Here is a 12,152-nt window from a genome sequence, read left to right on the forward strand (position 1 = left end):
GATAAAAAGTATGACCTATAAGAATTTTCTGAGTTCAGCGAATTGAATCTTATCCACGAAAAAGAATATATGCTGACGCATAAGTTTCTCGAAATCCATTGCATTGAACTTATTGGTAAAAAGAAATCTGCCAATGTTACCAAGTTGTCAAAGGCTATGAGACCTTACAGGAGGAGCTGTCAGCAAGACAGTAAAGCACCTTATCGAGCGAGGCAGTATCGAAGCATACCGAAAAACCGGAGAATAAGAAGGAGATTTACTACCCGACGATTTGCCCAAAGGCCTACAACATGATTTTGCCGAACTGAAAGGATATTATGAAAAAAATGACTGGTTTCAGTTTGATACGCTGTTTGAAGTTGTAGAAGCAAGTGTGAAAGCATATTATCTTGCCTTGTTTATGGTATTCTTTAGTAAATAAGAATTTGTCAAATTCAGAAATAATATATAAAAGCATTGACTCCAACGTTGCGTGATACTGTATTATCTAAACTAGATGATATGAAAGGAGTTGAGAAATATGATGTCTGTAAGTCAAGTCATAAAATTAACAGGAGTAAGTTCCCGTACCCTGCAATACTACGATGAAATAGGTTTGTTAAAACCCAGTGAACACACTTCGGCTGGCTACCGCTTATATAATAATGAAGCATTGCAAAAACTTCAGCAAATTCTCTTTTTCAAAGAATTAGGATTTAAGTTGCGAGAGATTTATGAATTAATAAGTCAACCAGATTTCAATAGGATTGAAGCATATAAAAAACAGAAAGAACTACTTCTGTTAAAACGTAATCGTACTGACAGGCTCATACAACTTCTTGGTCGCTTAGAGAAAGGGGAACAATGTATGAGTTTTAAAGAATTTGATTTAACTAATTATATTAACGCATTAGAAGATTTCAAGAAAAGTAGTACAGATGATATTGTTAAATATTGGGGAAGCGCTGAGAATTTTGATTTGTTGATACGAAAAGTAAAAGAGGATGAACCGAAAGTTACTAAACTTGCTATAAAAGAATATGGAAGTGTCGAAAAATACACTGAAGCCATGAAGTACAATCTGGAACATTTTTCTGAAATCATGGAACAACAAATGTCTGAAGATGTCAAAGAAATAGCAATACAAAACGACGAACTTTACACAAGGTTAACTGCGGATATGGCAAGAGATATATCCTCCGATGAAATACAGAATATTGTCCATGAAATAAATAAGTTTATGCGTAAACATGCGTCTGTTGATTTAATCGGAAACAATTACTGGAATGTTGTTATCAATTCATATTCAAGTGATTATGTAAAGGCAATAACTGATACGAAATATGGTATAGGTGCTTCTGATTATCTTGTAAAAGCTTTTCAGTTTTACTTAGATAATAGAAATGTTGAAGAATAACTTACAAACTTCAATTTAATTGTGTAGATTTACTAAAGGAACGGAAATCCCCGTTCCTTTAGTCTGTATATATTTTCTGTTTTGGCATAATCCAAAATTCAAAAATGAATTTGTCTACAGTCTGAAGCCACAGCAGCAATTGCTGTGGCTTTTTGTAACTTATCAGGTGATGTCCAAAGTTGAATATTTATTTTTGGCAATAGTAATAAGTAATATCATTTTAATTTTATGTTAGTAATAAATGCCATGTTTTTCTTAAAGTAACAGAGAAATACACTATCACATTGGCGGAAAGGAGAAAAAAGAAAAAACAGTTCGCTGACTATGATGGTAAAAAGTACAAGCTAATGGGGACAGACAGTAGTAACTTACACCATCATTTTCTTAACATACCAGTAAAATATACTACCATTATGATAATATCAGGGGTTTTAGGGGCTGTACCCCTAACCAGAAGCATTTGTATTACAAAGTGCGTATCTGGCCAAATACTTGTGTTTCCTGAAGCAGTTATGGTACCGAATAATGTTATACTGGTGATGGTAAGATTCGTTTCAGCATTGGTTACAACTGTAATTCGTGCGGGTCCGCTGATGTTATAGTCATCTCACTGTTATATACGACTCCTGCTACATTGGTTGCATAAGGCTTTATATAGAGTAGGTGGTATTATACTGGAGATTTGTTGGTCCTATAATTAAAATCTATAACATTATAGAGGTGAAAGAAACTCATAAAGCATTAGATAAAAAGTTACCAAAACTAACCTTTCTAATCTTATGAAAGTAGCTGTTACATCGGTACTGAAATCGAGGAAAATATTTACAGTTTAATAAAGTTACATAAAAGAATATGAATACAAACGAAGGGTAGGCAATAAAATGTCTATCCTTTAATTATGCTCTTAATGTCAAACCTCATGTCAATAAAGAGGAAAATAATTTAGAAGGATATGAATACGAGGGCAATTGGTAATCCACTTCAATACCGTAATGGAATTAATTTATCATGGACAAGAGGAAGAATGCTTGCTAACTATCAATCCAGTTCTTATAATATTAGTTATAAGTATGATTATAATGGTTTGAGGACAAGTAAATCAGTATATAATTCTTCTAATGGGACTACTTTAGAGACTAAGTATTACTACGATGGTAAACAATTAATTAAAGAAAAATCAGGTAATGATGTTTTATGGTTTTTGTATAATTACGATGGTTTATTGGTTGGATTTGAATTAAATGGAACAACTTATTATTATGAAAAAAACATACAAGGTGACATAATAAAAATATATGATGATACGGGTAAAGAAGAAGTGGAATATACTTATGATGCATGGGGAAAAATCACTAGTATGTCTGGGAATCAAACATTAGGAGAAAAAATCCATTCCGATATCGTGGATATTATTATGATAAGGAAACTGGTCTTTATTATTTGCAAAGTAGGTATTATGATAATGAAATTAAAAGATATTTAAATTCTGATAATTTTAATATTTTAGGTGTAGATAGGAGCAGTGTAAGCCAGGATAATTTATATACATATTGTTCAAATAATCCGGTTAATTGCAGCGACCCAAGTGGAGAGTTTAACTTCAAGTGGGTATTAAAACATGCTAGATCTAAAAAATTTGTCTCAACTGCTCTTGATATTGCAATAGGTTTAGTACTAGATAAAGGAACTTCGGGTATAAAAACAACCATATCAAAAAAGATAAAGGAATATGGAGAAAAAAGAGCACAAATATGGTTTTCTCAAGTGCTGCGTAATAAGTTAATTGCAAAGTATCTGGGTGCAAAAGTAGCTAATAAATTGGTTAGTTCATCAACAATAATCTGGGAGTTTATATCAGTGTACTTAGATCCAGGATTAGCAATTTTTAATGCAATTGATAAAAGAGATAAAAAACCAAATAATGGGTATTGGGAATTTTGGTAATGTTAAATTTTCAAGAACTAATTCCCCATTAAATAGATATACTTAAAATTTAAAAGAACAATAACATATGCAAGCCTAAAAATATTAAATTAAGATTTGAGAGGTATTAAATTGAGTAAAAGAGAAAAATACATTAAATATATTATGGAATTTATTATGCTGTTTATTGCATTTATGATTGGGGCATATTTGGAATTACCTAAATTATTATCGTTAATTATTAGCGCACTAATTTTTTATCTAGAAATTGCTTTTTTTAAAATTATCAAAAGGATTATTTTTAAGAAAAATAACAAAAATGATGAGAAAAAATGAATAGAAATACTTATCTTTCCTATGTAGACTGCTTTAAAGAAACAACAGAATTTATTTATGATAGCAAAAACGAAGAAACAATACAATTAGGTTAAGCCGTGAAATACTGGAAGCTGTATAAACATGGTGCGATAATTATCTTATATTTGTATGTTTGCTGTAGATGTATCGATTGTTATTTCTAAAATAAAATTTCATCAAAAAATATTATATATAGACATTCTTGCAATAATGAAAAAAAAGGCGAAGGAAGAAGCTGGAGATTATCCACTTTACTATACAGAATGGAATGGATCGAAAGAATTTGATAGGAACTATCATGCAGCATTTATTGCACAGACAATCGCGTATAACGAAGGACTGGTAGAAGGATATTCTTACTGGACTGTTTCTGATATTTTTGAAGAGCAGGGAATGAAGCTGGGACCATTTAAGAATGAATTTGGTCTATTGACGAATCATGGGATTGCAAAACCATCTTATCGTATTTTCCAGGCATTGCATGAAGCAAGAGATAAGCGTCTGACTGTAGAGGGTGCCCATCGTACAGCGGAAGTTCTCGCTTTAAATGGAGATAAGGAAATAACGGTATTTGCATATAACCATGACATTGAACGGAGAAATATCAAAGTCGAAAAAATGAACATATTGATTTGCGGCAAAGTTTCTTCGATTACAAAAGCAGTGATTGATGAGAAACATTCTAATCCACTCAATACATGATAAAAAATGGGAAGTCCAAAATATTTGAAGAAGGATTAAATTGAAAAATTAGAAGATGCTTCCAAACTAACTTATGAAAACGTTGCAATAGTAGAAGGGGATACTCAGTAAATTGAGTTTATAGCAGAACCAGAGAGCGTAACAATTTTTAAAGTACGGATCGAGAGACTTTGATAATATCAAAGCTTATTGTGAAAAGCAAGGAATTCCATTATATGTTATTGGAGATGCCCTCAGGGCAAGACGTGCCTTGAAGGCGGTTGCCGAAGCAAATGAAGCTGTAAGAGCCATTTCCTGAAAGTAACGAAGGAGAAGGATATATCAAGTAAAATAAAGCATACAAAGAAAAAGATAAATAGTATGAAGCAAATTCGGTACTATTAATTTTGGATAGAGTGGTTTATAACTGAAAAACGAGCAAAAAATGGGACTAAAAAATGAGATTTTAGCCCCGTTTTTTTGCTCTTCCAAGGATGACACAGGATAAGGCTCAATGAATGAATACTATTCGGTGGTTGCTTTCCGGTTTGGCTATTTCAATACCTAAAGGATGGTTTCTTCCGCAGGTATCAGCGGTTCGGTCACCAGAGGCTTCTTAAAGACATCATATTTTTTGATGAAGATTCTAAATCTTCTTATTCCTTTAACAACCCTATTGCACCCTTGTTCATTAGGCTATTGAGAAGCACTACTGTTTTTTCGATATCAGGTTGTTCTTCCCTTGTAAAGCAATATGTCATCATACCAACAATAGCAGACATGGTGTATTCCAAACCGCATTCCAGTTTGTAATTATCTGTTTCATATGATTGTACCAGGGGGCGTGCCAAGGCTTTGTATGCATTTTTCATCTTTTCCTGAAAAGCCGGATCGCCGTTTTTTCCTAACAGAACAATAAAATATTGTTTGTTTTTATTGTACACTTCCACAAGATGTTTGAGTGGAAATTCCACGTTCCTAGTCGGTATTATATTTTTGTGCTCTTCAATATCTGGTAAGACAGATGCTTCAATTTTATGATATTATTACATGAAACCAGTAAGGAGAAAAAGAAAAAACTTTTTGACTCAATGGAGAAGAAAATTAATGAGATCGTTACGGTTGTTAATTCCCACGAGTACCATGCAGTGGAAACGGGTACCATGACAGATAGAATTTTAAGAACAGGAATCTTGTATCGGTGTTTCTCGCCGTTTATTAAACAAATGGATAACAAATTCAAGATGGATCAAGGGTGCATTAGTTGTGGATTATGCAGCCAGGTCTGCCCGGTACATAATATTGAAATAAAGAATGGAATACCGACATGGAAGCATCAGTGTGAGATGTGTCTTGCCTGCTTAAACCTATGTCCAAAGCAGGTTATCCAATACAAAAACTTATCGGAAGGAAAACAAAGGTACAAGAACCCTTATGTTGAAGTAAAAGATCTTATGCGCCGATAAGAGTGCCATTGCTCTTAATACGATAAAGTATCACAATATACTAAAATTCATTCATTTCAAAACTAGGTGAGATTCCTACTTGCTTTTCATAATTATATACATGATTTTTTTATTTTTGAAAAAGTGAAATGGAAATGAATAACTTTTTTTAGCATTGACAGTAAAAATTGATTGCGTTACAATTAGTAAAAAGTAGGAAAAGGAGCAATAAAGTTGGAAAAGAAGGTCAAGTTGGATTACAAAAAAGAGTACAAGGATCTGTATATGCCAAAGAAAAATCCAGTCCTTATCAAGGTACCTTCCATGAACTTCTTTATGATTGATGGAAAAGGAATACCGGAAAGTGACGAGTATCACAGTGCAATGCAAAGTCTATATAGTTTTGCATTTACAATCAAGATGAGTAAGATGTCTGGTAATCAGCCACCAGGATACTTTGAATATGTTGTACCTCCTTTGGAGGGTCTGTGGAGCTGTGAGGACGGAGCATTTGTATTTGCAAAAAGGGACCAATGGATTTGGACATCCATAATTCGTCAGCCAGAGTTTGTTACACAGGAAGTATATTTGAATGCCCGGGATGAGATTGCAAAGAAAAAACCTGAAATTGATGTTACGAAAGTCAGGTTTGAGACTTTGGAAGAGGGACTTTGCGTACAGATTATGCATAATGGACCATACGACCAGGAGCAAAGTTCAATTGACCAGATATTACGGTACATAGAAGAGAATAACTTGCAGGTAGATTTTGAGTCAGGGAGAAGACATCATGAGATTTATTTATCGGACCCAAGAAGATGTAAACCTGAAAGCTTAAAAACTGTCATTCGTTATCCTGTAAAGAGAATCAGATAACAATGTGTCTATTATTTTAAGAAGGCTTATACAAAAGCCGGCTTGATAAATCAAGCCAGCTTTTGTATAAGCCTTCTTGGCGCTTATATGCCTTTTACCAAAAAGAAAGGAATAAGAGTTATGCCGGATTATGATATTCGATTAAGAGAAGAGAATATTCCCACAAGATGGTTCAATGCATTTCCCAAACTAGGAGTTGAAATTCCAAAGCCTATGAATAGCGAGGGAAAGAATCAAATCCAGAATATGAAAAAGATTCGCTTGCAAGAGCTGTCCAAAGAAGAAGAAAGCAAGGAGAAATGGTTAAAGATTCCAGAGGAAATTCTAAACGAATATGTGAAGGCGGGACGTCCCACAAGGTTGACCCGAGCTGTGAATCTCGAGAAGTATATAGGCTGTTCTTCTAGAATTTACTTGAAAAGAGAAGATACACTTCCAACTCATAGTTTCAAATTGAATACAGCAATTGCACAAGTTTATTTTGCCCATAGGGAAAACATTAAGGAACTGGTTACGGAGACTGGTGCTGGACAGTGGGGAGCAGCGTTGGCATATGCGTGTCGGAATTATGATATTAAGTGCCGCATTTTCTGGGCAAAAGTGTCGAAGGAGCAGAAAGAACTAAGAGCGATTATGGCCGGATTATATGGTGCGGAATTGGAACCATCACCGAGTGTGAATACCAAAGCCGGAAGAGCAATTATGAAAAGCAATGAGTATGGCACCATAGGTTCGGGTATTAGTGAAGCCATTGAGTATGCATTGGAGCATGAAGAATGTCGCTATGTGTCCGGTAGTGTCCATAAACATATTTTGATTCATCAGTCCATCATAGGCCTGGAGACCAGGCTTCAATTAAAGCAGGCAGGAATAAAACCAGATGTATTAGTAGCTTGTGTTGGAGGAGGAAGTAATTTAGGAGGATTTATGCTTCCATTTATGATTTCTGAAGATTCAAATGACATTGTTTATCAAGGAGCAGAATCCATGGCATCTCCTCGTTTTACAAAAGGAGAGTATCGTTATGACCATTCCGACCCACTTGGATTCACGCCGTTAACTTGTTCTTATACGTTAGGAATGGATTTTGTCCCATCGCCAGTACATACAGGAGGTTTAAGACAGCATAATAGTTCACCGATCTTAGGAGCTTTATATAAAAACAATATTTTAAAGATTAATGCTTACCAGCAGGAAGATATTTTTACTGCGGGAAGAGAACTGGCTATGAAAGAAGGTATCTTGCCAGCACCAGAAAGCTGTCATGCAGTAAAAGCTGCAATTGACGTTGCGCTGCAAGCTGAAAAGGAAGGAAAGTCAAAGAATATTGTCGTCTGCTTAAGTGGTAGTGGATATTATGATATCAAGGGTTACAAAGAGGTTTTGAACTTTTAAGGAAAGGAAGAGTGGATATGAAAAAGAAACTGGAAAAAATGGAAACCTACTTAGAGGGAAGTCCGGCTTACTACCTAGCGTATGATGGAGAGGAGAAGCTGATTCAATTACTGAAAGATCTTAATGCAGATAAAGTATTTCTGGTAGAGGACACTAAGGTAGAGGAACTGACAAAGGATAGTTTATATCTTGCTGTAAAGGAAGAGCTTACCTGCGAAAAGATCCTATTTGAAGCAAGTGAAAAGAACAAGACATTTGCCTGTTTAAGTGATTTGTGTGAAGAGATGATACGTGCAGGTGTAACAAAAGATTCCATTATCGTTGCACATGGTGGCGGACTGGTTGGGAATATAGCTGGACTTTGCGCTGCATTAATCTTTAGAGGAATTCGTTTTGTTGAAGTTCCAACTACTTTTCTTGCGCAGACAGACAGTGTACTCAGTAATAAACAGGCCGTAAACAGTAGTGTCGGAAAAAATCATTTTGGTGTGTATTATGCACCACAGTTTATCTTTGCAGATGTAAAATATCTTACCATCGACAAACCGGACAGAATTAAAAATGGTGTAGTGGAAACGATAAAAAATGCCTTAATATCAAATAAGTCATTAGTCGAAGTTTTGAAGAAAATGTTGTGTAGTGACGGAAAATATACAGAGGAAGAATTATACCAGATTGTAAAAATATCGGTTTTGTCGAAAGGGCATATTTTAGAAAAGGATTCCTCTGAAAAAAAATATGGAGTTATCCTTGAATATGGACACACATTTGGACATGCCATAGAAAAACTCTCCAGTGGAGAGATTCTCCATGGGGAAGCGGTATCCATTGGAATGATTGTTGCTGGAAAGATTAGTTTGAAGATGAAGGTGATGTCTCAGGCTGATTATGAAGAAATGGTTCATTTTATTAGAGATTATGGCGGAATGAATGTGAAGATACCAGAAGACATGACCACAGAGCAAATCATAAATGCAATTCAAACAGATAATAAGAAAAATGCACGTGGTATCTGCTATGTATTATTAAGAGGCATTGGAAAAATATATAACCCAAATGAAAATTACATGGTTACGTTAGAGGATTCCATTGTGAAAGAAGCATTGGATGAATACAAAACTGAGGTGAAGTAGTATGGATATGCACCGTTTATCCAAAAAGGAAGATTGGCTCAGTGAAGAGATGCTGCCATATTATATTCAATATGTGAATGATCAGATGATTTACAAAGAAGATTTTATAACGGAGCTCACCAAAATACTGGAAGAACATCAAGGGGAACAGATTATGGAATATTGCTCAGGAGTTTCAGGACTTTTATACCAAGGGTTGTTTCCTAATCCGAGTGAGAATGTTATCTGTGCTGAAAATGATGAGTTTCTTCTGAAAATCGTTAAAGAACATTTAAAGGAAAGGGAGCAGAAGATAGAGACCTGCCTAATCGTAAATGATGTTGAGATGGATTCAATTCAAGAAGGTGCATGTTCCGTAATATATGCCTTCGATTTTTTACATAGTTGTAACAACTTGAAAAACCAATTAGATATTTTGATGGGGAAGTTAAAAACAGGAGGACTGCTGTGGTTTTATGATCTTCGGCGTGATGCGGAACAGTCTATGTTAGAGCAGGTTATGATAGGATACAAAAACCTGAAATGTGAACAGGCCGGCTGGTATCTTAACAATTTTATTTCGTCTTGGAGAGCTTCTTATACAATTGATGAAATAAAAGAAATTTTGAAAGAATATCCATTCATAACATATGAAGTCGAAAAAGACAATGCTTTAACAGTATCAGTCAAGATTAAAAAGGAGGGATAGGATGGGATTTTTTGATAATCAAGTAAAAGTCAGTCTGATCCAGATGAAAATATCATCTGGTAAAAAATGGGAAAACCTTGAAAAAGCACTGAAATTTATAAAGGAAAGTAGTGAGGCAGGAGCAAAACTGGCAGTATTGCCAGAGTGTTTTTCAACTGGAATTAACCTCACATCTATGAAGAAAGATGCGGAGAGCTTAGAGGAAAGTGAGACAGTACAAAAGTTAAAAGAGGCAGCCATACAATACCATTTATACATATGCGCAGGAATTTTGGAAAAGAAAGATGGAAAAATATACGATTCCTTAAGTCTTATATCACCAGAAGGAGAACTTATTTACACCTATCGTCGCAGAATCCTTTGGAAGATGGAAAAAGATTTCTGTGAAGCAGGAACAGAGGCACCAAGATGTATAGAAACAAGCATTGGAAAAATCGGATTTATTCTAGGCTATGAGATTTATTTTCCAGAAGCGTGCAGGGAACTCTTTCATCAGGAAACAGACATTATTATATGTCCAGCTAATATATTGAAAATGGCATCAAGTTCTATTGAAGTTTTATGTAGAGCACGTGCAGAGGAAAATCACTGTTACTTTTTATTTGTAAGTTGCCTGGGATATCATTTATTTACCAATAGCAACTATATGGGAAGCAGTATGATTACCTGTAATTCTTCTTGTTTAATTTATGAAATGAAAGCAAAACGTATAGATTCGACTGGCTTGCTTTTAAAAGCAGCAGAAGAAGAGCAGGTTGTCACAGCTTCTCTGTCTATAAAACATGTTAGCAAGCATAGAAAGAAAAACAGTGAATTGGATGATTTACTTATGTTTGAAGAGAGAGGTGAGCATAATAAAGAGACAGTTCAATAAGCTTATATATTATATATCAAAGGATCTTCTTGAGTATGTGAGATATAAAACCGCCATTATTTCAAATGTTCTGCTTAGTTTAATTATGGTAAAAGCCTTTGGAGATTATTCGTTATCAGGAGGGTTTGGAACTAATAACTACTATCTATACATGTTGCCAGGTATTCTTTCTATGGGAGCTATGAATAACTGTATTTTTTCAGCCAGTTACAATGTTTCCATGGATCGGGAGAAACATCTGATGGATGATGTTGTACTTTCTCCATCGTCCTATTTTACCTATATGACAGCAAAGTATATTGGGAATTATTTAAAAGCACTCCTTCAGTTTGCGTTGGTTATGGTTCTCTCTATCTATTACTATGATGTCACCATTGACAGGTTAGGGATGCTCTTTCTTTATTTCAGCATAGGTGCCGTTATGTTTATTTCCATTGGTATGCTTCTTGCTTCCATTACGGATATTTTGTCATTGGGAGGTCTTGCAAACCTGATTATTGTTCCGTTTACTTATTTTTCTGGAATCTTTTTTCCGGTAACGGGACTGGATGGAATAACAAAAGAAGTTGCCAAGAGACTTCCAATTACTTCTCTTAATGAAATGCTTCGTTACTCTGTGAACTCTCAATTGATGTTTGGGTATTTACGAACCCATGTCATATATGTGAGTATTGTAACGTTGTTTCTAAGTACTGTAACTCTCGTTATCTATTATAAAAAGCTAAAGAGAGGTTATTAAAATGGAGCGGATAGAAGTTAAGAACTTAACGATAAGCCGTGGGAACAAAAGGATATGTAATGATGCATCATTTGTAATGCAAGCTAATAGTATTGTTGGATTCATGGGGGCAAATGGGGCAGGAAAGACAACCTTGTTAAGAGTCCTTCTTGGAGTAATCGAACCAGATAAGGGGGTAATCTTTGTAGACGGAAAGCAAAGAAGAGGGTTTGACGAAGAGAAGACAGGTATCATCCATCAATATGATAATCTTTCGGATTATCTTACTGTGAAACAGTATATGAAGCTGGAGCAGAAGCTTGTCCGTGGAGATAAAAATTACTGTAAGTACTTGGAAGAACGGCTTAAGTTAACAGAATGGATGAATAAGGAGATCGGGAAACTTTCATATGGAACAAAGAGGAAGCTGTCAATCTGGAAAGCATTAATTAGAAAGCCTGAACTGCTTGTGATGGATGAACCAACCAATGGACTTGACGAGGCGATGAAAGAGCAGGTGTGGGAACTTCTAAAAGACCTGCAGAGAAGTGGAATTATAGCGCTAGTTGCAACCAATAGTGATGAGGAGGCTTCTCGAATCTGCGACCGGATTTTTTATATAGAGAAACAAAAGTTAGTAGAAAAGACTAGAAAGGAATGAGAAAA

14 protein-coding genes are annotated in these 12,152 nt (G+C 35.0%); 13 read left to right on the forward strand and 1 reads right to left on the reverse strand.

The genetic code is table 11. The features are described from left to right. Positions 1–520: 520 nt before the first annotated feature. The 5 genes from BR73_RS0109605 to BR73_RS26750 all read left to right on the forward strand — a co-directional run bounded on the left by BR73_RS0109605 (position 521) and on the right by BR73_RS26750 (position 4,378). Complete coding sequence (locus tag BR73_RS0109605) at positions 521–1,396, forward strand: MerR family transcriptional regulator (RefSeq protein WP_033165351.1); 876 nt, start codon at positions 521–523, stop codon at positions 1,394–1,396. Positions 1,397–2,348: 952 nt separating this feature from the next. After that, a complete protein-coding gene (locus tag BR73_RS26745) occupies positions 2,349–2,879 on the forward strand; it encodes a hypothetical protein (protein WP_156034662.1) in 531 nt (176 codons plus the stop codon). After that, on the forward strand, positions 2,837–3,340 hold the full coding sequence (locus BR73_RS27295) for an RHS repeat-associated core domain-containing protein (RefSeq protein WP_051685086.1): 504 nt from the start codon (positions 2,837–2,839) through the stop codon (positions 3,338–3,340). The genes BR73_RS26745 and BR73_RS27295 overlap by 43 nt, the downstream gene beginning before the upstream one ends. 111 nt (positions 3,341–3,451) lie before the next feature. Continuing rightward, positions 3,452–3,655 carry a hypothetical protein gene (locus BR73_RS0109620; RefSeq protein ID WP_033165353.1) on the forward strand — a complete coding sequence of 68 codons (204 nt, stop codon included), beginning with the start codon at positions 3,452–3,454 and terminating at the stop codon, positions 3,653–3,655. 231 nt (positions 3,656–3,886) lie between these two features. Then, the gene (locus tag BR73_RS26750) at positions 3,887–4,378 is read left to right on the forward strand and encodes a hypothetical protein (protein WP_197032642.1); all 492 of its coding nucleotides are present in this window, start codon (positions 3,887–3,889) and stop codon (positions 4,376–4,378) included. A 635-nt stretch (positions 4,379–5,013) separates the two neighbouring features. Here the strand turns inward: BR73_RS26750 and BR73_RS0109630 are convergent. Then, positions 5,014–5,331, reverse strand: coding sequence for a TetR/AcrR family transcriptional regulator C-terminal domain-containing protein (locus BR73_RS0109630; RefSeq protein WP_033165354.1), 318 nt, complete (start codon positions 5,329–5,331; stop codon positions 5,014–5,016). A gap of 63 nt (positions 5,332–5,394) precedes the next feature. On the opposite strand from BR73_RS0109630, the gene BR73_RS0109635 reads away from it, so the two are divergent. From BR73_RS0109635 to BR73_RS0109670, 8 genes are all read left to right on the forward strand, one after another. After that, positions 5,395–5,823, forward strand: coding sequence for an EFR1 family ferrodoxin (locus BR73_RS0109635; protein ID WP_051685088.1), 429 nt, complete (start codon positions 5,395–5,397; stop codon positions 5,821–5,823). 213 nt (positions 5,824–6,036) lie between these two features. Further along, positions 6,037–6,678, forward strand: a complete 642-nt coding sequence (locus tag BR73_RS0109640; RefSeq protein WP_033165355.1) for a GyrI-like domain-containing protein — start codon at positions 6,037–6,039, stop codon at positions 6,676–6,678. Positions 6,679–6,798: 120 nt separating this feature from the next. Further along, complete coding sequence (locus BR73_RS0109645; RefSeq protein ID WP_033167270.1) at positions 6,799–8,073, forward strand: TrpB-like pyridoxal phosphate-dependent enzyme; 1,275 nt, start codon at positions 6,799–6,801, stop codon at positions 8,071–8,073. 17 nt (positions 8,074–8,090) lie between these two features. Next, complete coding sequence (locus tag BR73_RS0109650) at positions 8,091–9,206, forward strand: hypothetical protein (protein ID WP_051685089.1); 1,116 nt, start codon at positions 8,091–8,093, stop codon at positions 9,204–9,206. 85 nt (positions 9,207–9,291) lie between these two features. Further along, on the forward strand, positions 9,292–9,894 hold the full coding sequence (locus BR73_RS0109655) for a hypothetical protein (protein WP_156034664.1): 603 nt from the start codon (positions 9,292–9,294) through the stop codon (positions 9,892–9,894). 1 nt (position 9,895) lies between these two features. Further along, positions 9,896–10,768 (forward strand): carbon-nitrogen hydrolase family protein, encoded by an 873-nt coding sequence (locus tag BR73_RS0109660; RefSeq protein ID WP_033165358.1) that lies wholly within the window; start codon positions 9,896–9,898, stop codon positions 10,766–10,768. Further along, a complete protein-coding gene (locus BR73_RS0109665) occupies positions 10,713–11,507 on the forward strand; it encodes an ABC transporter permease (protein WP_242860651.1) in 795 nt (264 codons plus the stop codon). Before BR73_RS0109660 ends, BR73_RS0109665 begins: the two co-directional genes overlap by 56 nt. 1 nt (position 11,508) lies before the next feature. Next, positions 11,509–12,147 (forward strand): ATP-binding cassette domain-containing protein, encoded by a 639-nt coding sequence (locus tag BR73_RS0109670; RefSeq protein ID WP_033165360.1) that lies wholly within the window; start codon positions 11,509–11,511, stop codon positions 12,145–12,147. Positions 12,148–12,152 lie beyond the last annotated feature (5 nt).

This window comes from Clostridium sp. KNHs205 (genome assembly GCF_000702945.1).
Classification (GTDB): domain Bacteria; phylum Bacillota; class Clostridia; order Lachnospirales; family Lachnospiraceae; genus Anaerocolumna.